This is a genomic window from Bifidobacterium sp. ESL0825 (assembly GCF_052606465.1).
In genome coordinates, this window is sequence record NZ_CP199589.1 from 1,287,376 (window position 1) to 1,310,890 (window position 23,515).

At 56.8% G+C, this 23,515-nt stretch carries 22 protein-coding genes, 1 tRNA gene and 1 pseudogene; 12 read left to right on the forward strand and 12 right to left on the reverse strand.

Annotated elements, in window-relative coordinates; all coding sequences use genetic code 11:
* Positions 1–9: 9 nt before the first annotated feature.
* From ACUIAG_RS05615 to ACUIAG_RS05655, 9 genes are all read right to left on the reverse strand, one after another.
* Positions 10–306, reverse strand: a complete 297-nt coding sequence (locus ACUIAG_RS05615) for a F0F1 ATP synthase subunit epsilon (RefSeq protein ID WP_445339296.1) — start codon at positions 304–306, stop codon at positions 10–12.
* Positions 307–308: 2 nt separating this feature from the next.
* A complete protein-coding gene (atpD, locus tag ACUIAG_RS05620) occupies positions 309–1,793 on the reverse strand; it encodes a F0F1 ATP synthase subunit beta (protein ID WP_045924881.1) in 1,485 nt (494 codons plus the stop codon).
* An 8-nt stretch (positions 1,794–1,801) separates the two neighbouring features.
* Entirely contained in the window at positions 1,802–2,752 is a 951-nt protein-coding gene (locus ACUIAG_RS05625) for a F0F1 ATP synthase subunit gamma (protein ID WP_445339297.1), read from the reverse strand.
* A 3-nt stretch (positions 2,753–2,755) separates the two neighbouring features.
* Complete coding sequence (gene atpA, locus ACUIAG_RS05630; RefSeq protein ID WP_445339298.1) at positions 2,756–4,414, reverse strand: F0F1 ATP synthase subunit alpha; 1,659 nt, start codon at positions 4,412–4,414, stop codon at positions 2,756–2,758.
* Between the two features lie 46 nt (positions 4,415–4,460).
* Positions 4,461–5,288 (reverse strand): F0F1 ATP synthase subunit delta, encoded by an 828-nt coding sequence (locus ACUIAG_RS05635; protein ID WP_445339299.1) that lies wholly within the window; start codon positions 5,286–5,288, stop codon positions 4,461–4,463.
* 51 nt (positions 5,289–5,339) lie between these two features.
* Positions 5,340–5,882, reverse strand: a complete 543-nt coding sequence (locus ACUIAG_RS05640; RefSeq protein ID WP_306221360.1) for a F0F1 ATP synthase subunit B — start codon at positions 5,880–5,882, stop codon at positions 5,340–5,342.
* Positions 5,883–5,932: 50 nt separating this feature from the next.
* Complete coding sequence (gene atpE / locus ACUIAG_RS05645; RefSeq protein ID WP_015022486.1) at positions 5,933–6,160, reverse strand: ATP synthase F0 subunit C; 228 nt, start codon at positions 6,158–6,160, stop codon at positions 5,933–5,935.
* Between the two features lie 131 nt (positions 6,161–6,291).
* Positions 6,292–7,107 carry a F0F1 ATP synthase subunit A gene (atpB, locus tag ACUIAG_RS05650; RefSeq protein ID WP_045924886.1) on the reverse strand — a complete coding sequence of 272 codons (816 nt, stop codon included), beginning with the start codon at positions 7,105–7,107 and terminating at the stop codon, positions 6,292–6,294.
* A gap of 191 nt (positions 7,108–7,298) precedes the next feature.
* Positions 7,299–8,345 (reverse strand): homoserine O-succinyltransferase, encoded by a 1,047-nt coding sequence (locus tag ACUIAG_RS05655; protein ID WP_198189377.1) that lies wholly within the window; start codon positions 8,343–8,345, stop codon positions 7,299–7,301.
* 95 nt (positions 8,346–8,440) lie between these two features.
* Between ACUIAG_RS05655 and ACUIAG_RS05660 the strand changes: the two genes are divergently transcribed.
* The 4 genes from ACUIAG_RS05660 (at position 8,441) to ACUIAG_RS05675 (ending at position 12,080) form a co-directional block, all read left to right on the forward strand.
* Positions 8,441–8,517 (forward strand) — tRNA-Met (locus ACUIAG_RS05660).
* A gap of 647 nt (positions 8,518–9,164) precedes the next feature.
* Positions 9,165–10,148, forward strand: coding sequence for a LacI family DNA-binding transcriptional regulator (locus ACUIAG_RS05665; protein WP_445339300.1), 984 nt, complete (start codon positions 9,165–9,167; stop codon positions 10,146–10,148).
* Positions 10,149–10,257: 109 nt separating this feature from the next.
* Positions 10,258–10,743, forward strand: a complete 486-nt coding sequence (locus tag ACUIAG_RS05670; protein WP_445339301.1) for an RpiB/LacA/LacB family sugar-phosphate isomerase — start codon at positions 10,258–10,260, stop codon at positions 10,741–10,743.
* Complete coding sequence (locus tag ACUIAG_RS05675; RefSeq protein ID WP_110413474.1) at positions 10,740–12,080, forward strand: MFS transporter; 1,341 nt, start codon at positions 10,740–10,742, stop codon at positions 12,078–12,080. The genes ACUIAG_RS05670 and ACUIAG_RS05675 overlap by 4 nt, the downstream gene beginning before the upstream one ends.
* A gap of 744 nt (positions 12,081–12,824) precedes the next feature.
* On the opposite strand, the gene ACUIAG_RS05680 is transcribed toward ACUIAG_RS05675, so the two are convergent.
* A complete protein-coding gene (locus ACUIAG_RS05680; RefSeq protein ID WP_445339302.1) occupies positions 12,825–13,073 on the reverse strand; it encodes a hypothetical protein in 249 nt (82 codons plus the stop codon).
* A 534-nt stretch (positions 13,074–13,607) separates the two neighbouring features.
* On the opposite strand from ACUIAG_RS05680, the gene ACUIAG_RS05685 reads away from it, so the two are divergent.
* Complete coding sequence (locus ACUIAG_RS05685; protein WP_445339303.1) at positions 13,608–13,829, forward strand: aldo/keto reductase; 222 nt, start codon at positions 13,608–13,610, stop codon at positions 13,827–13,829.
* A 22-nt stretch (positions 13,830–13,851) separates the two neighbouring features.
* Positions 13,852–14,593 (forward strand): annotated as a pseudogene (locus ACUIAG_RS05690) (aldo/keto reductase).
* A 133-nt stretch (positions 14,594–14,726) separates the two neighbouring features.
* Here the strand turns inward: ACUIAG_RS05690 and ACUIAG_RS05695 are convergent.
* Positions 14,727–15,683: a hypothetical protein gene (locus ACUIAG_RS05695; protein WP_445339304.1), complete on the reverse strand. Its 957-nt coding sequence runs from the start codon at positions 15,681–15,683 to the stop codon at positions 14,727–14,729.
* A gap of 441 nt (positions 15,684–16,124) precedes the next feature.
* A complete protein-coding gene (locus ACUIAG_RS05700; protein ID WP_445339305.1) occupies positions 16,125–20,018 on the reverse strand; it encodes an LPXTG cell wall anchor domain-containing protein in 3,894 nt (1,297 codons plus the stop codon).
* Between the two features lie 157 nt (positions 20,019–20,175).
* Here ACUIAG_RS05700 and ACUIAG_RS05705 point away from each other — a divergent pair, with 157 nt between their 5' ends.
* The 6 genes from ACUIAG_RS05705 to ACUIAG_RS05730 all read left to right on the forward strand — a co-directional run bounded on the left by ACUIAG_RS05705 (position 20,176) and on the right by ACUIAG_RS05730 (position 23,514).
* The gene (locus tag ACUIAG_RS05705) at positions 20,176–20,667 is read left to right on the forward strand and encodes an inorganic diphosphatase (RefSeq protein WP_101432914.1); all 492 of its coding nucleotides are present in this window, start codon (positions 20,176–20,178) and stop codon (positions 20,665–20,667) included.
* Between the two features lie 150 nt (positions 20,668–20,817).
* A complete protein-coding gene (locus ACUIAG_RS05710; protein WP_121915011.1) occupies positions 20,818–21,264 on the forward strand; it encodes a DUF3290 family protein in 447 nt (148 codons plus the stop codon).
* A 3-nt stretch (positions 21,265–21,267) separates the two neighbouring features.
* Positions 21,268–21,912 carry a DUF421 domain-containing protein gene (locus ACUIAG_RS05715; RefSeq protein WP_024626892.1) on the forward strand — a complete coding sequence of 215 codons (645 nt, stop codon included), beginning with the start codon at positions 21,268–21,270 and terminating at the stop codon, positions 21,910–21,912.
* Between the two features lie 140 nt (positions 21,913–22,052).
* On the forward strand, positions 22,053–22,370 hold the full coding sequence (locus ACUIAG_RS05720) for a type II toxin-antitoxin system RelE/ParE family toxin (protein ID WP_445339306.1): 318 nt from the start codon (positions 22,053–22,055) through the stop codon (positions 22,368–22,370).
* Between the two features lie 48 nt (positions 22,371–22,418).
* Positions 22,419–22,733 (forward strand): addiction module antidote protein, encoded by a 315-nt coding sequence (locus tag ACUIAG_RS05725; RefSeq protein WP_024626894.1) that lies wholly within the window; start codon positions 22,419–22,421, stop codon positions 22,731–22,733.
* Between the two features lie 217 nt (positions 22,734–22,950).
* Positions 22,951–23,514, forward strand: coding sequence for a manganese efflux pump MntP (locus ACUIAG_RS05730; protein WP_313838439.1), 564 nt, complete (start codon positions 22,951–22,953; stop codon positions 23,512–23,514).
* Position 23,515: the final 1 nt, after the last annotated feature.

Consider the following 23,515-nt stretch of genomic DNA (forward strand, 5'->3'; position numbering starts at 1 on the left):
GAAGAAAAGTCAGGACTGCTTTCCCTGATCAGCGTCTTCCAGGTAGTGGTCCACAGCCACAGTCAGCTTGTTGCTGTCGAAGGAGGCGAATCCGCTGTCCACACGGAAGGACTGACGACCGCCATCGGTGGCCTGAACCCGGATGTTGCCCTCCTGCAGCAGGGCCAGCACCGGCTCGTGGTCAGGCATGATGCCCATGGACCCCTGGGTGCCGGGCACGGTGACCGACCGCGCCTGACCCGACCAGATGGGCCTGTCCGCCGAGACGATGTTGACCTGCATGGAGGCCTTGCCTGTGTTCGCCATGACTACCGGTATTCCTTCTGCATATCGTGCCACTTGTGCTCAAGGTCGTCGATGCCGCCGATGCCGGAGAAAGCCTGCTCGGGCACGTCGTCATAGGCGCCGTCGCAGATGCGGGTGAAGGCCTCGATGGTCTCGTCCGCAGGCACATAGGAACCCTTGCGACCGGTGAACTTCTCGGCCACGTAGAAGTTCTGGCCCAGGAACTGCTCGATCTTGCGGGCACGGTTGACGGTGGTCTTGTCCTCCTCGCCCAGCTCGTCGATGCCGATCAGGGCAATGATGTCCTGGAGCTCCTTGTTCCTCTGCAGGATGGCCTTGACCCGGTTGGCGCAGTCGTAGTGGGCCTGCCCCACGTAGCGCGGATCCAGAATCCTGGAGGTGGATGCCAGCGGGTCCACAGCCGGGTAGATGCCCTGGGAGGCGATGTCACGGCTGAGCTCGGTGGTTGCGTCCAGGTGGGCGAAGGTGGTCGCAGGCGCCGGGTCGGTGTAGTCGTCGGCCGGCACGTAGATGGCCTGCAGGGAGGTGATGGAGTGACCCCTGGTGGAGGTGATCCTCTCCTGCAGGGCGCCCATCTCGTCGGCCAGGTTGGGCTGGTAGCCCACGGCCGAAGGCATGCGGCCCAGCAGGGTGGAGACCTCGGAGCCGGCCTGCGTGAACCGGAAGATGTTGTCGATGAAGAGCAACACATCCTGGTTCTCCACGTCGCGGAAGTACTCCGACATGGTCAGGGCGGTCAGGGGCACGCGCAGACGGGTCCCCGGGGGCTCGTCCATCTGTCCGAAGACCAGTGCGGTCTTCTCCAGCACCCCGGCCTCGTCCATCTCGCCGATCAGGTCGTTGCCCTCACGGGTACGCTCGCCTACGCCCGCGAAGACGGAGACGCCGCCGTGGTTCTGAGCCACGCGCTGGATCATCTCCTGGATGAGCACGGTCTTGCCCACGCCTGCGCCGCCGAACAGGCCGATCTTGCCGCCTTCCACGTATGGGGTCAGCAGGTCGATGACCTTGATGCCGGTTTCGAACATCTGGGTCTTGGACTCCAGCTGATCGAAGGCGGGCGGGTTGCGATGGATGGGCCACCGCTCGGTGACCTTGATCTGCTCACCCTCCTTCTTGTTGAGGATGTTGCCGGCCACGTCGAAGACGTGTCCCTTGGTCACGTCGCCCACGGGCACCATGATGGGCCCGCCCGTATCGGTGACGGTGGCGCCGCGGACCAGGCCGTCGGTGGGCTTCAGGGCCACGGTGCGGACCGTGGAATCGCCCAGGTGCTGCTCCACCTCCAGCATGATGGTGGTCAGCGACTCGCCCTCGGTGTTCGAGGACTGGCTCAGGTCCACGGTCAGGGCATTGTAGATGTCCGGCAGGTGACCTGCCGGGAACTCCACATCGATGACCGAACCCTGGACTCGGGTGACGCGCCCCTTGGAGGCCGAATCCGGCTTGCGGCTCGCTGTGGTCGGCTGTTCTTGCTGTGCAACCATTGGCGTTCCTACTCTTCCTCTTTGTTGAGCGCATCGGCGCTGCCGACGATCTCGGTAAGTTCCTGCGTGATGGCCGCCTGACGGCTGGCGTTGAGCCTGCGGGTCAGGTCGTCGATCAGTCCCTTGGCGTTGTCAGTGGCGGTATGCATGGCGTTCTGCCTGCTGGCGGTCTCCGATGCGGCCGAGGTGAGCAGGCATTCATGGATGCGCGACTGAATGTACTTGGGCAGCACGGCATCCAGGACCTCCTGGGAGCTGGGCTCAAAGTCGTAGAGGGCCGCATATCGGTCACCCTGGCGGCCATGCTCGTCGTCCGGCACGGGGGCATCAACGGCCTCCTCAGGCTGCTCCTGGTCAGGCCTGATCAGCTCCAGGGGCAGCATACGCAACACCCGGACCTTCTGCACCACCATGTTGATGAATTCGGTGTAGACGATGTAGAGCTCGGAGACGCCCCCCTTGGCCGCTGGAGTCATATACGTATCCAGCAATGCCTGGGATATCTCCCTGGCCACATCCACGCCGGGCCGATCGCTGTGGCCCTCCCAGGTCTTGACGATGCTGCGGTTGCGGTAGCGGTAGTAAGAGACGCCGCGGCGACCGTAGACGAAGAGCTGGGGCTGTCGGCCCTGCTGGTCCAGTCGGGCCAGCAGGGACTCCGTCTCGCGGATGACCGAGGAGGTGTAGGCCCCGGCCATGCCGCGGTCGGCTGTCAGCGCCAGCACAGCCACGCGCGGGTTCTTCTCGTCCTTCCTGACAATGGGGTGGCGGATGTCGTCCGTGTGGGCCACCAGGGCCTGGACTGCATCGAAGATCGCATCGGAGTAAGGCTTCGCTTCCAGGGCCACGGTCCTGGCCTTGGCGATATGCGAGGAGGCTATCATCTCCTGGGCATTGAAGATCTTCTCCAATGCCGAAGTGGAGGCGATCCTTGACTTGAATGCGAGTTGTGAGGCCATGGTCTACCGCTTCCCGGCCTTGCTGCCGCTCTTGCCGTCAGCCACCAGCTTCTCCTGCTGGACGGCCACCGGCTGCTCCTGCTCCTGGTCGGCCTTGTGGCCGTCCAGGGTCTGGCCCTTGTGGGTCACGAAGGTCTTGGCGAACTCGTCCACGGCCTTGTCCAGGGCCTTTTCGGTGTCGTCAGTGAAGTCCTCCGTGTCACGGATGGTCTTGAGGATGTCGGTGTTGTGGTCCAGGTAGTCCAGGAGCCCGGACTCGAAGGGCAGCACGTCCTCCAGGTCCAAGTCATCCAGCTTGCCGTGGGTGCCCACCCAGACCGAGACAACCTGCTTCTCCATGGAATAGGGCGTGAACTGGGGCTGCTTGAGCAGCTCGGTCAGCCTGGCACCACGCGTCAGCTGGGCCTTGGAGGCCGCATCCAGATCCGAGGCGAACATGGCGAAGGACTGCAGGGAGCGGTACTGGGCCAAGGAGATCTTCAAAGTCGAAGAGACCTTCTTCAGGGCCTTGGTCTGTGCGGCGCCGCCCACTCGGGATACGGAGATGCCCACGTCCACGGCGGGACGCTGGTTGGCGTTGAACAGATCGGACTGCAGGAAGATCTGGCCGTCGGTGATGGAGATCACGTTGGTCGGAATGTAGGCCGAAACGTCGTTGGCCTTGGTCTCGATGATGGGCAGACCGGTCATGGATCCGCCGCCCAGATCATCGGAGAGCTTCGCGCAGCGCTCCAGCAGACGCGAATGCAGGTAGAAGACGTCGCCAGGATAGGCCTCGCGCCCCGGCGGACGACGCAGCAGCAGGGAGATGGACCGGTAGGCCTCGGCCTGCTTGCTCAGGTCGTCGAAGACGATCAGGACGTGCTTGCCGCCATACATCCAGTGCTGGCCGATGGCCGAACCGGTGTAGGGGGCTATGTACTTGAAGCCTGCGGAGTCGGAAGCCGGGGAGGCCACGATGGTGGTGTACTCCATGGCGCCGGCCTCTTCCAGGGAGGAACGGACCGAGGCGATGGTGGTGCCCTTCTGGCCGATGGCCACATAGATGCACCGCACCTGCTTCTTGGGGTCTCCGGACTCCCAGTTGCGCTTCTGGTTGATGATGGTGTCCATGGCGATGGCCGTCTTGCCGGTCTGCCGGTCGCCGATGATCAGCTGACGCTGACCGCGGCCGATGGGTGTCATGGCGTCGATGGCCTTGATGCCAGTGGCCAGGGGCTCGTCGACGGGATGCCGGTGCATGACGTCAGGAGCCTGAGCCTCCAGGATTCTGCGGCCCTCGCTCTCGATTTCACCCAAGCCGTCGATGGGCTCGCCCAGGGGGTTGACCGTACGCCCCAGATAGCCGTCGCCGACGGGCACCGAAAGCACCTCGCCGGTCCTGTGGACTTCCTGGCCCTCTTCGACACCTGCGAAGTCGCCCAGGATGACCACGCCGATCTCGCGGGCATCCAAGTTGAAGGCCAGTCCCAGCGTGCCGTCCTCGAAGGTCAGCAGCTCGTTGGCCATGCAACCAGGCAGTCCCTCCACATGCGCAATGCCGTCACCGGCCGTACGGACGTAGCCCACCTCCTGAGTGGGGGTGTCCGTCGGCTTGTAGGACTCGACGAACTGGTCGAGTGCCTTGCGCACCACGGCGGGATCAATGGTCATTTCTGCCATGATCACTCCTTATTTCTGTTCTTGTTCAAGTCTGTCGGTACTGCGCTCATCCTGCCACGGCCATCCGCCGCTTCAGATGCTTCAGTTGCGTAGCCACCGTGCCGTCGGTGGAGACCGAGCCGTACTGGACTTTCATACCGCCCAGGACCGTAGGATCGACCACCGAGTTGATGTGGACCGGCTTGCCCAGCTTGCGCGCGTAGACCTCCTGCAGGCGGCTGACCTGCTGGTCATTCATGGAGACTGCCGTGGTGACGGTGACCATGACCTGGTCCATATGCTCAGAAAAGCGGTCCACCAACCAAATGATGGTGTCAGGGAAGCGCCGTCCGCGCAGGTCGATGGTGGCGTTCAGGGCCATCTGCTCGGTGACCGGATGCATATGCTGCCCAACCAGGAGCGCCCTGAGCAGATCGGCTCGCGCTGTGGAATCACTGTACTCGTCCGAGAGACGGAAGAGCACCAGCGGCATCCCGAGCAGGGCCGAATGGATCTCAGCCAGCTCGCCTGCCACCTGGTTGGTGATGCCCAGAGCATCGGCGTAATAAGCGGTGGCATCCACTGACATGTCCTCGGCTGCGTTGGCAATATGCACCACACGGCTCCACTGATGATCGGTCAGATCATGGAGGATATCCACGGTCAGCGGATCGGCCTTATCAGCCAGGATGGTGTCGATCACCTGCCACTTGTCCTCAGCTGGACGGGAGGGGTCGGTCAGCGCGCGCTCCAGGGGCCTGTTGGCATCGAGCAGGGTCACGAAGGTATAGAGCTCCATGGCCACGCGGAGGGCATCCTTCCCCTTGCTCTTCAGCAGAGGGGCATACTTGGCCCTGGTCTCCTTGTCGGAGCTCAGCGAAGTCTCTCCTCGCATGTCACCTCCCCTTTCGCGAGACGGGCGCGCCCGTCGTCCGCCGATCAGTCATCATGCCTGCCGCTTGTCAGAAGATTGCCCACCCTGGTCCGCAATGATCGAGTCGATCATGGAGGACTGCACGGCATCATCCTGAAGCTGCGAGCCCAGGATCTTGCCGGCAAGAGCCGTGGCCAGCGTGCCCACCTCGCCCTTGAGCGAGACCAGCGCCTGCTGCTGCTGGGACTTGAGGGATCGCTGGGCGTTCTCGGTGATCTGATTGGCCTCGGTCTCGGCCCGGGTCCTGGCATCCGCCACGATCCTGGAGGCCTCGGCGCGGGCGTCATCACGGATCTGCGATGCCTCAACACGGGCCTTGCCCAGTTGATCCTGATACTGCTTGCGGGCCTGATCCGCATCTTCTCTAGCCTTGGCGGCCTTCTGAATGTTGCCCTCGATCTTGGCCGAGCGCTCATCGAAGATGGCCTGGAACTTGGGCATGAAGAACTTGTAGAAGAAGACGGCCAGAATGACCAGGATGACCAGCGACCACACAATGTCATAGAGCTGGGGGATGAATAGCTGGATCCCCTTGCCTGCCGCTAGAGCGTACATAGGCTCCTCCTTTCCCTTATCGAAGCCGGATCATGCAGGAATCGCACGGCTCAGGCGATGAAGAGCGCCACGAAGCCCAGCAGGGCCAGCACCTCGATCAGAGCCAGGCCAATGAACATGGTGGTGCGCAGCTGTCCGCTGATCTCGGGCTGGCGAGCCATGCTCTCGACGGTCTTGCCGACGGCGATGCCCAGACCCAGTGCGGGCCCGAGAGCTGCAATGCCGTATCCCAGGATGCTCAGATTGCCGGAGACCTCAGCAAGTGTGATGATGTCCATTTATTTTCCTTTCCTCCACCGTTGCCGGTTCTTGGATTGTGGTTCGGCCCCGATCCCCGTCTACCGGTCGGAACCGACGAATATTTGGGCTGCGACCGCCTGAAGCGCCGACCGCGGCTTGTTCTTTTCGCTCAACCTTCTTCAGGGTAACTCATGGAGATGTAGACCGTGGTCAGGATGGCGAAGATGTAGGCCTGAAGGGCCGCCACGAAGATTTCAAAGGCCGTCAGGGCGAAGCCCAGGACGAACCAGCCCACACCAGCGAAGGCTAAGAGCTTGTTGCTGGCCTCGATGATGTAGAACTGGGTGAAGGCCAGGCTGACCGCAACCAGCAGATGGCCGGCGATCATGTTGGCAAAGAGTCGAATGGTCAGGGAGGCCGGCTTGACGATGACCATCTCCAGCAGCTGGATGGGCGTCAGAATGATGTAGAGAGGCCAAGGCACTCCAGCCGGGAAGAGCTCAGACTTGAAGTAGCCCCAGACGCCCTGCTCACGGAATCCCGTCACCATGTACTGGCAGAAAGTCCAGATGGCGAAGACCAAAGGCATGGTGATGGTCGCTGTTGCCGCGATGTTCATGCCAGGCACGATGCCGCAGAGGTTGAAGACCAGGATGGTCAGGAAGATGGTCGTGATCATGGGCACGTAGCGCTTGCCCCGAATCTCGCCCAGGGTGTCGTAGACGACCGAGTCGCGGATGAACTCGATGACCCACTCGATGGCCCCCTGCCAGCGGGATGGGATCAGCTTGGCCCTTGCGGCAGTGATTCCCAGCACCAGAAGGATGATGACCATGGCTACAAACCTGATCAGGATGATCCGGTTCATGGCGAAGGGCGTTCCCTGGAAAAGAATCTCAGGAGGCAGGAAATCTTCGATGGTGGGTAGCTCGCTTGGCTTGGCCATGGCCAGACTGAAAGCTTCACTTCCCATTGCCTCTAGCATCTATCGCCTCCTGAACGACACAGTGAACACTATAGCGCGCATGCGACTCATGGCTGCACCGTATGGGTAGTGTAGCCCACACCAAGAGCCACGGTAACCATAGATTCATCCAGTGTGTCACAGATAGGGGCCGCAAGTCGAATCCGAACCGCGGCGTGGACAGGTTGATGACGAATGTAATGCAATCGTCATCAACGCTTGACAGCGCCCGGAATAAGCCCGTACCCGTCGCCGGCTAAAGGCCGATATCCGTCAGCGCGCGGGCATCCGGGAGCGTGTCTGATGGATCGGTCGGTACCCAGCCGGCCAGCCGCCCGCAGAGTCGGCACCTGATTCAGGTCGTAGGGGGTGGTCTCGTAGACCCAGTTCAGCCAGTTGCGCCAAAGCAGGTTGGCATGGGCCCGCCAGGAGAAGACCGGCTCCAAAGTCGGATCGTCGTGAGGATAGTAGTTGACCGGGAAAGGCACCTGGTCCAGGCCCTTGGCCATGTCGCGCTGGTACTCGTGGGCCAGGGTGTCACGGTCGTACTCCCAGTGGCCCAGCACGAAGATCTCTGAGAAATCCTGGGTGCTGATAAGCCCGGGACCGGACTGTGGGCCCCAGGTCAGCACCTGCAGATCAGGACAGGCCCGCACCTGGTCCTCATCCACCCCGGCCCAGCGGGAGTGGGGCTGCAGGGCGATCTCGTCGAAGCCATTGGTGATGAAGCAGTACTCGTCCTGCAGGTACTGGGGAAAGACCCCGAAGACCTTGCGATCCAGGTTGCGCTTGGCGATGCCATGGCGGTAGTAGAGCCCGGCCATAGCCCCCCAGCACAGATACATAGTGGAGAAGACGTGGGTAGACGCCCAGTCCAGAATGCGGGTCAGTTCCTCCCAGTAGTCGACTTGCTCGAAGTCCATCTGCTCCACTGGGGCGCCCGTTACGACCAGACCGTCATAACAGTTGTCCTGGAACGAGTCCAGATTTTCGTAGAACTTGACCAAGTGATCCATGCTGGTGTGCACGGCCTGATGGGTGGAAGTCTTCATGAAGTCGATCTCCACCTGAAGCGGCGACTTGGAGATCAGCCGCAGCAGCTGGGTCTCGGTCTCCACCTTGGTGGGCATCAGGTTGAGGATGACCAGCTTGAGCGGACGCATCTCCTGGCGCTCCGCCTCGTGGCTTTCCAGGGCGAAGATGCGCTCAGAATCCAGGATGGATCTGGCCGGCAATCCGGTGGGGATGGTGATAGGCATGGCTCCATTATGGCCCAGCACAGGCCTTCCCACACACGGACTTGACAACTGTGATGGAATCCGTAGTATAGATAACTGCTGTGTTGAACAGCCGACGCGGGGTGGAGCAGTTCGGTAGCTCGCTGGGCTCATAACCCAGAGGTCTCAGGTTCAAATCCTGACCCCGCTACCAAATAAGGCTCGGGATCGTCTGGATTTCGGGCCTTTGTTTTTACTAACATCTTATAGAGCCGAACTGTAATTAATTATTATTGACTATAAAGTGTACTTAATCTATAAGGCAGCACGAATTCCTTTGAGATTCCTTAGTCTGCCGAACAGACTGATAAACCAATCGTTTTTACGGCGAAGAGAATAAATCGACAGTTACAAACCAGCGGTAAGCGTGTCATCAAATTCGATGATCTAGCAATGAGCTCCAAGTAATAGCTTTCATACCTCTCATATTCTATGGCACGCGTGAAGATGCACCGAGTTGCCTCTTCTAGGTTTAGACAAAAATGATTAAAATATACACTCTCGCCAACAGAGTTAATTTACTCAATAGGATACTATTTTGCCGAACGATCGAAAATTTATTTCCATTTTACTGTTTTAAATTTAATTGTCTGAGCCAAGGAACAACACGAAATCGTCTGGCGCTATCGACTTCTACGTCTACAAGTCAGCCAGCAACTATGCGTCTTTCTAAGAATCAGACGGTCTGAGTTGAGCATATCAGCTCTGTGCCTCCAACCTCAGAAATTGCCTCCGGCAAGCAGATGTGGTATTAATAGAAATTAACAAGACATGGAAACGTTTCCACGATGAGGTGACCTGATGACAACAATCAAAGATGTGGCCGCGAGGGCCGGGGTATCTCTAGGAACTGCTTCTAGAGTGCTTTCCAAGAGCCCCCATACATCGGCCGATTCTAGGGCAAAAGTCATGCAGGCAGCCAAGCAATTGGGTTACGTCGCCAATGGCCCGGCCCAATCCCTTAGGCGGGCACGGACTAACATTCTGGGCTTGCTCATATCCGATATTCGTAATCCATTTTTTGCTCGTTTAGCTCTTTCTGCGGAAAAAGAAGCCCGTAAATCTGGATACATGGTTGTCTACGGTAATGCCAACGAAGATGCAGACACTGCCGATGAAATCGTCCAGGTCTTCTCCCAGCAGCGAGTTGATGGGGTCCTTTTCTCTCCTCAAGGCATTATGACTCCTCATATTCGATCATTCTTGAAAACAGGAACTCCGTTGGTTCTACTCAACCGTCACCTTGAAGGTATAGAGGCGCCATATTTTGGTACAGACAACGTCCAAGGCATGAATCAGATCCTGCAATACCTACACGAACGCAGACATAAAAGGGTGGCATTTGTTTCAGGTCCTACTACCATATCGACGGGCTTGGAACGGTATAGAACATTTATGGAAGGCAGAGATAGTTTCGGATTCGATCCTGATCCTAGGCTGGTTCAGATAGGCAATTTCTTAGCAGAAGGTGGTTATCGTGCTGCTCAAGACATCATCCGTTCTGGCCTGAAACCATCGGCCATAATAGGCGCTAACGGCGAGACGACGGTGGGCATACTCCATGCATTACATGATTGCTTAAGTACCAAAGAAGCGAGGCGGATAGAAATCGTCTCCTTCGACGACATGGAGTGGTTTGACTTTATCAGTCCCCGCATCAGTGCTGTTCGCAACGACGCAACTTCAATTGGCAGAGAAGGGGCCAAGGGATTGATCAAGCTCATTCAGGGGAAGAGAGTGGAATCCAAGATGATCCCTACCCAGTTCATCAATCGCTCCACTTGATGTGTTTTTTTACGTGGCATATCCCTACTGTTCGCTGAAGCACAGTCTGACGAAAAGTCGTGAGGGAAGGGACTACCTTTCTCTCAAGAGCAAAGAAAGGAAAGAAATAATGAAGGTAGCATTAGGGGCTGATCATGCTGGATTCCCTCTCAAAGATGAAGTCAGAAAGGCCATTGAGGCAGCTGGCCATCAGGTGATCGACTGCGGTACCAACAGCACTGATCCTGTTGATTTCCCGGACATTACGCAAGCGACCTGCAAGAAGGTCGTGACCGGGGAGGCAGAACGAGCCATTCTAGTCTGCGGCACCGGGCAAGGCGGTGTCATGGCAGCCAACAAGATTCCAGGTATTCGCTGTGGTTTCGCTCACGAGACCTACTCGGCTCATCAATCAGTTGAGCACGACAACGCAAATGCAATAGCTATGGGAGCCTGGCTTGTCCCTCATGCCCTGGTTCCAGATATCGTCTCTGCATTTCTCAACGCGCGTTTCGACAATGACGAAGATACCCGCAGACGTGTAACCAAACTTAATGCCATGGATCGGATAGAGGTTACTGGAGGCCACGGAGAAGAAGAGGAGAAATCAAAGTGAAACAGGCTCCAACCGAACAAGAAGAAAAAGTCTTAGGGTCAAAAGACCGACTAGAGACATCCATCGCTGCAGGCATAGGAACATGTGTGGAAAACTATGACTTCATAGCTTACAGCACAGCAGCAGCCCTATATTTTGGCACTGATTTCTTTCCTGCAGGGAACCGCTTCATCAGCACTATGCTGGCCTTTGCAACCTTGGCAGTCGGCTTCGTCATGCGTCCCATCGGCGGAGCAGTCGGCGGTTATCTGGCCGATAAGCATGGCAGAAAACCAGTACTGGTGGGTGCCCTCTTAGTCATGGGAGGGTCTACCTTTCTGATTGGTCTAATGCCAACCTATGCGGCTATCGGTCTGGCAGCTCCAATCATCTTGACACTGATCCGCATGATACAGGGGCTTGCCTTCGGTGCCGAATGGGGAGGCGCTATAACTATGGCCTATGAGCATGCTCCTTGGAACAGGCGAGGCATGTACAGCGCAATCCCCCAATCCGGAAATCCATTAGGCATCGCTCTCGCCTCCGGGATGTTCGCTCTCTGTGCCTTTCTGCCAGGTGATTGGCGTTGGCGTATACCCTTTTTACTGAGCGCACTACTAGTCGTCGTCGGCCTTATCGTTCGGTCCAAGCTCTCAGAATCCCCTGAATTCCAAGAGGCTCAAGCAAGCGGCAAGACCGAAAAGAACCCACTGGCCACCTCAGTACATCGGGATTGGAAAGGTATTCTACGGGTGATCTCTTTGAGAATCGTAGAATCATTTGCGTACTATCTGACCGCCACATACCTTCTAAACTACATCTCGGAGCAAGAGCCCGATATGCGACCGGTTGCGCTGAATGCCATAACCATAGCCAGCATCGTAGCTATTTTTGCCACCTTTTTTGCCGGCAGTTTGACTGATCATGTCGGAAGACGACCCATCTACATTGCAGCTTGTATTGCCGCCTTAGCTTTTGCCTTCCCCATGTATTTGCTAACTAATGATCACAAGCCTGTATTGATTACGATAGTCTTTATCATAGGGATTGGGATTATCCATGCCTCATTCACAGGCGTACAGGGGTCACTCTTGACCGAACAGTTCAAAACTTCCACTCGCACTTCAGGTGCATCCCTTGGCTACCAGGTCGCTGCCGCGCTAGGAGGGTTCGCCCCCATGCTGGCGACGGCTATGGTAAATGCCTTCGGGTGGCCAGGCGCCTCCATGCTCTATATGGCCGCCGCTCTTGTGGGCTTGATCGGAATTCTCTCCACAAAGGAAACCTACGGAAAAAGCGAGCGGACAAGAGTCAATAATCTTGTGCGCCAGGCTAAAGCGAATCAAATCAATAAATAAAGGTTGGGGTTTCTGATAAAGGCAGAAACCCCAAATGTCTGAAAGCCATGGCGACGTACACACTGACTAGGAGGTGCGCCGCCACATTCATATGCAGACGTAGACATTCTAGCCCCTGTGGAATTACGGGCCACTCAGAATAATCTCAACAAGATAACGACAAACACGTCCAAGGAATCCATAAAACGCTGATGGTCACATACGGTGGGTGATCAACCAGAGAACCCTCGCGATCTCGTGAATCTGGAAACCAGAGGCTGTGTAACTAGCTAAAAATGGCAATCCTGGATAAAGCATATGAGCCAACAACGCTGATGCTCATCGGTTGCAGAAACTAATGTCATACGAATCATGTGACATTCCACTTTTATACTGTTCAGAATGAATATATAGAACTTAACCTATTGGATAAACCATTATTGAAGTACTGTCCATGAAATACCTCGGATGACGCATCATTACTAGTAAGCCAGCGAAAAACCGGCATATGGAAAATACTACCCAATCCATGCAATAACTTTATGAGTGAAGATATCCCCATCGCATTTAAGTGTGATATGACTATGCATGTCACAAATCGGGTGAACTTTCCTGCTGGACCAGAAACAACTATCGTTCACATTGCATCTTATTGCTAATGCGAGAAAACAACTCGCCTAGAGGAATCGAGATATAAAGGCAATGTCACGTCACCAAGGTGAGATAAAAAGTGCTCCAGGTGAACATCGACGTTGCTGTCGTATCTCACAATTTAATTAATAAGGTGCATACTACAGGAATTCTCCCAAGAAGAATGATGCCGACATCCATAGGATTGACAAATGGGTTTTCGTGCTTGCTATTCGATTTCTGGTTGAGCGCGCTGGAGTCGTCGTCATTTTCGTCGGTGTTCCCCTCAAACACCGGTGAGGGAGAAAATACTCTGGGTTTTGCTTGCCGTGGCTCTTGTAGCTGTTTAGAGTCAACCGTGGGTAACCCCAATTCAGCTCGCACACTGCACCTCTCCTACAAATTCATCTTGGAAATGACGGCGTGTGCTGTCGTAAGTCTGGCATACTAAGCAATCTACGGAGGTAGAGCTGCCGAGTTTTCTTCGCTGCAGCTTTTGGGATTCGGTCTTTATATTTATATTATAGGCATCCATCTGCAAAGCAGATGGATGCCTATAAAGCAGCAAGTACACTTGATTTTTTGAACCCAATGGCTGTCGGTCAACAATGCTGCTTGTTCCAACTGAAAACAGTAAGGCGGAGGAATACAAGACAGTACCTACTCAACTTAGCTCGTTCAAAAGCTCACTGCACAAATCCAACTACGTAAGTATCGAGCCCGAATCCCAATCATTGCTACTAATAAAACTGAAACTAAATTCACTCATATTCCAGCTCTTTTCTTCTATCTGGCTAGTCAAAGTTCTTAGCAGGTAAGCGACAAAAAGCTTGGATGCTCCTTCGCGAAGTAGACTTCCACCGACTCGAACTTGCTAGCATGATTGCATCTGCACCAAGGAAGGCCCGGGGGGCTTAAATGCAATACACAAAACTGGGCGAAACGGGCATCAACATATCGAAGATCTGCGTGGGGTGCATGAGCTTCGGCAAACCAGGCACCATGCATGACTGGACACTGGATGAGGAAAGGACCGACGCGGTCGTTGCGCACGCACTGGACCTGGGCATCACCTTCTTTGATACAGCCAACGGCTACTCGGCTGGGACCAGTGAGGAATATCCGGGGAAAGGCGCTTAGAAAGCATACAAGCCGCGACCGGGTGGTCATCGCTTTCAAGGTCTACTTCAATGAGGGACGGCTTTCGTCCAAGGCCATCCATCGCGAGATCGATGGAACGCTCAGGCGACTGGGCACCGACTACCTGGACCTGTATATCATCCACAGGTTCGACTATGAAACGCCAATCGAGGAGACCGTGGAAGCGCTCAACGATCTGGTCCAAGCCGGCAAGGTGCGAGCGCTGGGCGCCTCGGCCATGTACGCCAGCCAATTTCAGGATATGCAGAAAGTCGCTCGAGACAACGGCTGGACCCCTTTCAGCGCCATGGAGAACCATTACAACCTGCTTTACCGGGAGGACGAGAAAGACGGGCGTCTCACTCATGCCCTACAGCCCTCTGGCCGCCGGCCATCTGACACGGCCCACCTGGACCGCCGACACACTGCGCAGCGCCACTGATAAGGTCTCGCGCGGCAAATACGACCGGGCCGAAGACAACGACCTTGCCATCATTGACCGTGTGCAAAAGGCGGCAGAGCGGCACAACGTTCCTATGGCCCGGGTAGCCATCGCCTGGCAGTGGGCCAAAGGCGTTGCCTCACCGATCATCGGCGCCACCAAAGCCCATCATCTTGACGATGCTGTGGCTGCGCTGGATTTGGAACTCACGCCTGAGGAGATCGCCTCCATGGAGGAGCCCTACCTGCCACATGAGACAGTGGGAGCCATCGACAGCAATCCTCCTGAAGGCGTGGTGTTGCTGGACGCGGAGGAGAATTAACGCAATCCCCCCTGGCCTGGAGCATAGGCATGTTGAATCTAATGACTTGTGATTTATTGCCAAATCATACATTTATTGCTGTGTCAGACCAGGGGAACAGCTTAAGGAAAAGTCCTGATATACTCGGGTCGGTCTATAGTTCGTCGCAACCGTCCGCATCCTCCAGATCCGCTGAATCATCCGAATTCTCGCTAATTTCCAGAACAGTCAGGGCATCAGAGGTCTCAACATCTTCAGAATCTGCCGGTGTATTCAACGTTTCCGATGCCTGCGGATTCCCGGATGTCTGCGAATTGACCATGTCTAAATCCAGTACCTTTTTATAGTCGCGATCCGCATCGGACTGTGAATAGCCAAAGTGAGCCTCATCCATAACGGAAATTAGGTGCATACCCATAGGACGCATGGTCGTCCAGGTAATCCCTCCCGACACCACTCCACCAATTATCGGCACAGCCTTAGAAACCCCTTTGGCAAAGACGCTTTTAGTCATTTTTACGGACATAGTCTTGGCTACCGATTTGACGATCGGATAGATCACTCCCTTTGTCAAGGCCTTCTGCGGCAGACGCTTCAAAGCGGATTTTCCCAGTTGCGTGGAGATCAAACGCACCGCCGAACTGGCACCAGCAGCACCAAGCATGACACCGAGGTATAAAAGCAATTGATTCCCGATCACCTCATCATCTGGTAGGACACCCTCCCAGAAATCCTCCTCTCCATACAGATAGGCGATCTCTTGGGCTGTTATAAAAGCAAAACCGTAGAACTGGGCCGCATCTGCTGGAATTGTGGCAGCCATGGTAATCCCTCCCGGCACTCCAGCCAAGAAAGATGCGCCAGTGGATTGTCCTGTTCTTTTCAGCACGATTTGCCGTGCCATCTTATAAAGAACCTTCCGATCGCAGCCGGCGGCCACCGGTCCCTTCTTTACTATGTCGTCAATGACCTGCCGTGGAGCGCTGGCGAACTGCTCACGCAGAAACTGCTCACGATTCACTTTCATCCCCGGAATTCGCATAGCCTGATTCAACACCACCATCAAGGGTTTCCCGCCATCTTTAGAGCTTTCGGTGTTTTCCTTCGCCATCGCTAACCTTCTCCACCGCCATCCTTGGCCGACATTTTACGAGGTCAATGGTATCCAAGAAACTAGACGATCACATCCATAACCGCTGCACTCAAGCGTGAGGCTGACAATTTACCAAACAGCCGTCCGCCTCAGCCGTTGGATGTTTTAATACAGACAGCACAATCATTTGTTCAGCCAAACTTTTATTTTGCCTATTACTGATTTCTCGAGGCAGAAATGACATAAGACTCTGAAGATATCTGGGAATGGCCAAAATAACTGACGTTCGCCTGACGAATAGCCGACACACCCTGCCTTGGATCCGGAGCAGGCCGGTATCGCTCTCCCAGATCTATCTGCCCTGCGACAGGTCGAGACCGACCCTGGTCTGCCGACCAGCCTCATTAAGCCAATCGGCAGACCAAGATGCACATACGGGTCTCTGTACTTGTTCCAGGGTCACTGTCTCCTATGATTCCTGGCGGACATCTGTCTGACTAAGCGGAAGATGATAAGCCCGGTCATGACCGCTACTGCGGCGACGGCCAAGGGAAGCACCACCGAAGATCCGGTCTTAGGCAGTGCGGCTTCCAGAGCATTCCAGTCATCACTGTTGGATTCAACAGCTTGATCAGCGCAGAGCAGGCGACCATCGACTACCACTCCGCGAGAGTCCGCTCGTCCAGTGGCTTTTTGGGCGTTCTCCAATTGCGGCAAGGAAGCCTGATCCTCCACCGGACAGGGCACCAGCGGGCTGCCAACTACTCGGGCCCTGTCGGTGTGCCGACCTGATATGCCTGTCACTGTGGCATGCACGTCCACAGACTGGCCAGGCCGTAGCATTAGGGTCGACCAGTTGTCAGGATAGCGAATCCGAGTCACACGCCCCTGGCCGACGACTGTCTGATCTTCCAAATGTAGTTGCCGGGCGAGGAAAATTGCTCCGGTCCCATCGCTGGGATCGCGAGGAGAATCGTTGGTGATCCGGAAGACAATAGGGACATCATCATGAGTTCGAAGGGCCTGTTCCGGCTGATCCCGATCACCCTTAGACATACCGCCGGCCTGATCAAACTTCTCGATATGCAGTGCCGGGGTCATATCGGGCGTTCTGGTCCAGACCGTGTTGGAGACCAGAGTCTTGTCCTGATAGAACTCAGTAAATCGGTTCTCATGACGTTCCACCTTCTTCAGCCTTCTGCATTGCAGGTAAGCCCTCCAACCGACTGGGCGGTCGCCTGAAGCACTGACCAATGCCAAATATCGCGGTGTAGCCTCCACTTTGACCAGACCTGCAGGGTCAGCGGTCATAGTAAACAAGGGACCGCCATGGATATCTGCAGACATATCCGAACCAGCCATAATCTGTCCATGATGAATCAGGATGCGCCCGTTCTCGTAGAGATCCTGGGTAGCGTAGACGGCCCAATGGCCAGTGAACTGATCCACCGTGGGATCCAGCCGATCCTCGATCCGCCAGGTTTTCACTTGCGGGTAAGCCCTTCCGGCCGGCAACAGACTGGAGTCCAGGCGATAGAGGAAGAGCCGATCGCGGTATATGCTGCCGCCATGTGCGCTTTTCCCGCCCACGGCGACCACCACATCCTTGGCGGGATTGAGCAACTTGACCGGATTGGTAACCACGTTGGTCGCTTTATGTAGGTCGTTGACGATCTGAGTCGCTTGGTTACGTACTACATGACCTGATTCTGCGCGGATGACCGTGTAAGGCAGGACCACATCGTAGGTGCGCCCCAGCAGTTCTTGGTCAATAGCCGGCTCTCTGAGGGGATTATGACCGCGGGCAGCAGCATAGACAGCCAGATCGGTAGGCTGGGGATCCCCTTTGAGGGTGACGCCAGTGGCAGGAACATAGGTATCCACGGTTTTGGCGAAGACCATAACTACACCGTTTTCCACTTGGATATTGAAAGCCTTGGTGTAATCGCGGCCGTCGGAACCCAAAACCTCGATGCTCTTGGGATCGATATCCAGGTGACGAGCATCATAGGCATCCGTCATACCCAGCCGCCAGACAGGATAGGCGGTGTCTTTGCGACGGGCGTCCAGACTGATCCGGTAGGTCCCTCGGTCGCCCGCAAAAAGCACCTTGCCGTCGATGCTGACTCCTGGATCATGTGCGCTGACATCGTTCTTCGAGGGATGGAAGTCAGCCGGTGGATTGCTTACCTGGTTGGAGGGGGTCAACGAGTTGTTCAGTGTCAGCACCCACTGATTGCCCACCCGATGATTCGTTGGGGCCTTGGGATCAACCCTGCCCTCGAAGCGCAGGCGGATTCTGGGGTTGCCCCCGGCGCGCCACTGGCTGATCCGGGCGGGGTCGGTGATAGTCACCTGCAGACTGTGATCCTTGTCCTTCCACTTTGTGGCGTATCCGGTCTTGGCGATGACATCGCCGCCCTGCAGGTCAGTGACTTCAAGGGTCTGCTTGTCGGGCAAAAACCAGCGGTCGTAGACATCCGTCAGAATGACTGATTTGACAGGATAAGCCAGATTGTCAGGCAGGCTGGGCTGGGTATCCAACTGATACTCCAACCGCTGGCCAGGAAAGACCACCTTGCCGTCAACACTGGCCTGCTCCCCGCCTTGACCGGCCTCCGAGATGACATCCTTGCGCACCGGAGGCAGGTATCCACAGATGCCCGGCTTGTTGGTCTGTACGCTCTGCGTGTTGACAGTCTGGGAACCCGAGTTGGTCAGCACCCCGCCCTGGCTGCCATGGCCGTTCGGGGCCTTGCAGAAAGTCAGTTCCTGGTCAGGTGTTCCGCCCAGATCCTTGCGAACCTTGGCTGCACCACCACCGTTGGCAAAGCGAACCGTAAAAGGAACCAACATGGTGACCTGTCTAGGATCCTCCATCCCCTTGAGACCCTTCAGCCATCCGCTTTTGGCCTGTGCCCGCGCCCGAGTGCCGGTCACGCTGATCTCGAAACGGTCGGTCACATCCCTGCCCTTGTCCACAATGTCCTGGATGCTGCTTCGGCGGTAGTGCCCATCTGCATCCGCCTTGGCCTTGGCCTCGAAAACGCGAATAGCCCGAGCGCCATCTGGATCAACCAGATAGTCGGCAGCGCTCCAGTCGTCAGTCAGGGCAAAAACCTTAGGAGCCTCAATCAGATGGGCTTCAACAGTGGCGTTGACCACCGACCCCACTCTGTCGCCGTCAAGAAAGGCACGTCCGTCGCCACCAGTTTTGTTGGTCCATTGAGAGTCAACGACTGCTTTCCAGAGCCCGGTGGCGGGATCGCGCAGAATCCAGGATTTGTCGGGACTGGGCTTCCATGTGGGAGTGCGGCGCTCAGGGGTCGACTGGTCAACCTGACGGACGCTGCCCTTCCAATCCACTTTTCCAGAGTCCAGAATGACCCCAATGTCCGGCTGCTTGACGGCCACATCCAGCTGCCATACCCATTGATGCTCCTCGGGAAGAGCCCCGCCCTTCCAGGTGGCTGTGGCCCTATTGCCGGGCGGTCGGCTCCCATCGGCGGTGTTGAAAGCGAATTTGCTGGTCAGATCCTCACCGCTGGTCAGGTCTTTGACCTTCTGCCCGGTGACACGGTACTGCTTGCCTTGGGGATCGAAAACATCGCTGAAGGTCAACTCGCGGCCGCCCCGACCGGTTCCTGTCTCGATGCGGGTGCGGTTGGTCATACCATCCGCGCTGGTGCCAGGATCCACTTTCTTGTCGGGCGGATTCGGCGGCAGATCGGCCGGTTTAGGCTCATAGTCATTGAGCATGAAGACCACTAGGGAGATGCTGTGCTCGTTGCCGGCATACATGTCGGCGAACTTATCCAGGCTGTCTCCGGGCTGGTCCCAAAAAGGTTCGCCGGTCCTATAGGTCACCCCGCGGTTGCTGAAAGTGCGGTTGGCCACCTGACTTCGCCAGTTGTCCATCCATATGCTATGGATTGCCATACTGACCCCATCGAAGACCCGCTGAGAGCCGCGATAGCCCGTGACCACACCCACGCCGGTCACCCGGCAGTGGCTTTGTCCGGATTCGTCGGCATGGGCCTCGTTAAAGCGTGCCTGGCAGTTGCCGTTGGCCTCATCCAGAGCCTGGCGTTTGACCCGAGCAGTGGTGGCATTGCCGCCATCTACAATCCCCATTTTGGAGAAGGCCCTGTCGATGCTGCCTATCTCATAACCGCCGAAGGAGCCTTGGTCGTCATCCTTGTAGGTCCAGCCCTGCCAAAACCGGCCATTGCCTTCAGCACCACCGCCGGAATGCCCCGATCCGCCGCCAGCCATGGCTGGGGCCGCTGGGCCGACAAGGGTCGCCACTGCAGCCAAGGCCGCCAGCAGACCAGTCCATCTGCGCTTGTTCATACTTGTCCTCACTCTTCGCCCACCCCATGAATCGAGTATGAGCGGCCGCCGAGCAGGCGTGAGCGTCAGCGAAGCACTGTGGTCGAATGTGCCCCGGGACAGTTATGCTGTGTATGAGACATTCCTATGCCGTCCAGACCGAAAAGGAGACAGGACAATGGCAGAGACATTCGACGTGTTGGTCGAGATCCCCCGGGGCTCCCGCAACAAGTATGAGATGGACCACGACAGCGGCCACATCAGGCTGGACCGCACCCTCTTCACCTCCATGGGCTACCCCGATGACTATGGCTACATCGACGGCACCCTGGGCGAGGACGGGGATCCCCTGGACGCCCTGGTCATGATTCCCGATTCCGTCTTCCCGGGCTGCATCGTCGAATGCCGCGCCGTGGGTCTCTACCACATGGTCGACGAGGCCGGCGGGGATGACAAGGTCCTCTGCGTGCCCGCCGATGTGCGCTTCGACGCTATCAAGGACATCGACGACGTCTCCGACTTCCACAAGCAGGAGATCAAGCACTTCTTCGAGCAGTACAAGGCCCTGGAGCCAGGCAAGGAGGTCATGCCCGGCGACTACTGGACCAACGCCGAGGCCGCCGAGACCCAGATCAAGGCTGCACGCCAGCGCCTGGCCGAACAGCACTGACTTCTCAGAACCGCCCAGCGGTCACAGCCACCCCGGCAAGGGCCCAATCGAGCGCCCGAACCGGGGTTTTGCATGCCCAAATCCTCCCAAAAAGCGCCTGGCCGTCTACGATTGCGAATTGCGGGTGCGCGCGCAAGGGCAGGAGCGGCTATGACTTTCTATACATACCAGTACCTCAAGGGCGGGCAGACCAACTGGACCATGATCAGGATCATCGTGGTCGTCGTTCTGGCCCTGGCCTTCCTCTTCTTCCTGTTCATGTACTCCCGCCATCGGTGGAACCACAAGTACAAGGATCTGTCCATCATCCTGGCCACCCTGCTCCTCTTGGCTGCGGCCATCCAGTACAGCGACTACACCAATCTGCGCACGGCCAGCCTGCAGAGCGGACAACTGACCACGGTCATCGACAAGTCCGCCGCCAAACTCAAGGTCAAGCCTGAGCAAATCAGCATCAACGACACCTCGCGCAACAACGACATGATCATCAAGACCCCCAAGGGCTACTACACCCTGGTATTCAACAGCTCCGGCTCCGAATTCCTGCTGCAGCGCGCCGACCTGTACCACCCAGACATCACCGTGATCGGAGAGTGACCCATGGATATCAATTTCTACGTCAACGTGGCCCTGAAGCTGATTGTCGGGCTGCTCTTCATCACCCTGCTCATCAACGTGACCGGCAAGGGGAACCTGGCGCCCACCTCGCCCATGGACCAGCTGCAGAACTACGTCCTGGGCGGCATCATCGGCGGTGTCATCTACAGCGACAGCATCTCCATGGCCCAGTACATTGTCATCCTGCTGATCTGGGCGGCGCTGATCCTCATCACCCGGTATGCCAAGACCCACATCCACGCGGTGGGCAAGTACATCGACGGCGAACCGGTCACCATCATCAAGAACGGCAAGCTGCTGGTCCAGAACTGTCTCAAGGTCAACCTGACGGCCAAGGAGGTGGACTTCAAGCTGCGCACCAAGGGCATCAACGACATCCGCGATGTCAAAAGGGGTATTGTCGAGCAGAACGGCAGCCTGACCATCATCTCCGAGGGTGACAAGGACGTGCGCTATCCGGTGGTCATGGACGGACGGGTCAATCCCGACGTGCTGGATACCATGGGACGGGACGAGGACTGGCTCAACGAGCAACTGGCCAAGCAGGGCATAGACAAGGTCAGCGATGTATACATGGCGCGCTTCCAGAACGGTGAGTTCTATGCCGTCACCTACCAGGATCAGTAGTACTCGAAAACTGACTACAGAATTCGCGAATCACTCGACATTCAGGTGTCATAAGCAATTCTTGCAATGTACACTGTAGTGTACACTTTCTTGTGGGGAATGGGACGCATCTTCTCGAAATAAGAGGGGAAAGCGACACCATGCCCTTATCCATCATTGAAGTACTGGAGACTGAGGAATTCAGCCGGTGGATTGATGAATTGAAAGACACTCAGTCGGCGGCCCGCATCCTACACCGATGGGAACAAATAAAACGATCCGGACACCTTTTAGGCGACTGGAAGACTGTGGGAGAAGGCATATTTGAAATGCGTTTTCACAATGGTTCGGATTACCACACCTACTTCGGGCTGAGGAACAAACAGGTCATGTTGCTGCTTTGCGGCGACAGCAAGACTCACCAGAAGAGGGACATAGACCGGGCAAAACATCTGTGGAGGTCATATCTGGAGAGCTGACGGCATCCAGATGGGCAACAAACGGACCACATTAAGGACAGAGTCGTGATGACGTTGAAGATCAGGGAATTCCATGCAGGCGACCATATACATACCGAGCAAACAGCCGTCCGCTACCTGCAGGTTGCCATGGAGGAGGCCGACAAGGCTGAAACTTCTCGGCAGGGGGCTGCAATCATCGCAGATGCACTCGGCGAGGTGGCGCGAGCACAGAGGCATATGAGCGCCATCGCCTCTGATGCTGACCGATCCCGGTCGGGCATCTACAAGGCCCTGAGCAATCAGGGGGATCCGGCGCTGAGCACGGTCATCAGCGCCGTCCATGCGGCAGGGGGCAGTCTGACTGTGACCATGGCTCACTAAGGGGCCGATCGGATAGCCTGCCATGCTTGATTATCACAGCGCTGACAAGTAGAATCTATGTCCGTACTGTTATGGCGTAGCATGTGAACGGCATTCAACGAATTCAAAGCCGACTCCAATCGGCAGTTCCGCGCTCGACGCTCCCGAGGCGTAGGCGGGTTTGAGGAGACCTGGTCGAGGCCCATCCCACCAGGGATGAACCATTTCAAGGAATGCCGTGTTCTTGAGATTGTTGTTTATCGCTTTAGGTGTATCCTCTGATGCCTTCGCTGTCTCCATCAGCAAGGGACTGTCCGTGGATCGACTGCGGGCGCGCCATCATTGGCTGGTCGGACTTTGGTTCGGCGGATTCCAGACTCTGCTGCCCCTGCTAGGATACTTCGCCGCCTCCATGCTGCAGGACTCCCTGGCCGCCGTGGATCACTGGATTATCTTCGGCATCCTTTCAGCCATCGGGGTCAACATGATCCGCGAGGGCGTCTACGGCGAAGAGGAGGGAGCGAACGGCGAGGAGAATTTCTCCTGGCGACAGATGCTTCCTGCAGCCATCGCCACCAGCATCGACTCATTCGGCGTGGGCGCGGGCCTGGCCCTGCTGGGCATCAACATCTGGCTGTCCGCACTGGTCATCGGGCTGGTGACAGCCGCCGCCTCCATTCTGGGGCTGCGCATCGGATACGCCGTCGGGTCCCGCTGGCGCAAGCCTGCCAGAATCGCCGGCGGGATCATTCTGATCGTCATGGGCATCCAGATCCTTCTGGACCACCTGATGAATGCCTAGA

Bases quoted from the DNA above. Each gene is read 5' to 3' on its own strand.
- ACUIAG_RS05695 (WP_445339304.1), bottom strand. From the start codon at position 15,683: ATGGCGAAGGAAAACACCGAAAGCTCTAAAGATGGCGGGAAACCCTTG.
- ACUIAG_RS05705 (WP_101432914.1), top strand. From the start codon at position 20,176: ATGGCAGAGACATTCGACGTGTTGGTCGAGATCCCCCGGGGCTCCCGC.
- ACUIAG_RS05685 (WP_445339303.1), top strand. From the start codon at position 13,608: ATGCAATACACAAAACTGGGCGAAACGGGCATCAACATATCGAAGATC.
- ACUIAG_RS05635 (WP_445339299.1), bottom strand. From the start codon at position 5,288: ATGCGAGGAGAGACTTCGCTGAGCTCCGACAAGGAGACCAGGGCCAAG.
- atpE (WP_015022486.1), bottom strand. From the start codon at position 6,160: ATGGACATCATCACACTTGCTGAGGTCTCCGGCAATCTGAGCATCCTG.
- ACUIAG_RS05670 (WP_445339301.1), top strand. From the start codon at position 10,258: ATGAAGGTAGCATTAGGGGCTGATCATGCTGGATTCCCTCTCAAAGAT.
- ACUIAG_RS05720 (WP_445339306.1), top strand. From the start codon at position 22,053: ATGCCCTTATCCATCATTGAAGTACTGGAGACTGAGGAATTCAGCCGG.
- ACUIAG_RS05640 (WP_306221360.1), bottom strand. From the start codon at position 5,882: ATGTACGCTCTAGCGGCAGGCAAGGGGATCCAGCTATTCATCCCCCAG.
- atpA (WP_445339298.1), bottom strand. From the start codon at position 4,414: ATGGCAGAAATGACCATTGATCCCGCCGTGGTGCGCAAGGCACTCGAC.
- ACUIAG_RS05715 (WP_024626892.1), top strand. From the start codon at position 21,268: ATGGATATCAATTTCTACGTCAACGTGGCCCTGAAGCTGATTGTCGGG.
- ACUIAG_RS05665 (WP_445339300.1), top strand. From the start codon at position 9,165: ATGACAACAATCAAAGATGTGGCCGCGAGGGCCGGGGTATCTCTAGGA.
- ACUIAG_RS05615 (WP_445339296.1), bottom strand. From the start codon at position 306: ATGGCGAACACAGGCAAGGCCTCCATGCAGGTCAACATCGTCTCGGCG.
- atpB (WP_045924886.1), bottom strand. From the start codon at position 7,107: ATGCTAGAGGCAATGGGAAGTGAAGCTTTCAGTCTGGCCATGGCCAAG.
- atpD (WP_045924881.1), bottom strand. From the start codon at position 1,793: ATGGTTGCACAGCAAGAACAGCCGACCACAGCGAGCCGCAAGCCGGAT.
- ACUIAG_RS05655 (WP_198189377.1), bottom strand. From the start codon at position 8,345: ATGCCTATCACCATCCCCACCGGATTGCCGGCCAGATCCATCCTGGAT.
- ACUIAG_RS05710 (WP_121915011.1), top strand. From the start codon at position 20,818: ATGACTTTCTATACATACCAGTACCTCAAGGGCGGGCAGACCAACTGG.
- ACUIAG_RS05625 (WP_445339297.1), bottom strand. From the start codon at position 2,752: ATGGCCTCACAACTCGCATTCAAGTCAAGGATCGCCTCCACTTCGGCA.
- ACUIAG_RS05700 (WP_445339305.1), bottom strand. From the start codon at position 20,018: ATGAACAAGCGCAGATGGACTGGTCTGCTGGCGGCCTTGGCTGCAGTG.
- ACUIAG_RS05725 (WP_024626894.1), top strand. From the start codon at position 22,419: ATGACGTTGAAGATCAGGGAATTCCATGCAGGCGACCATATACATACC.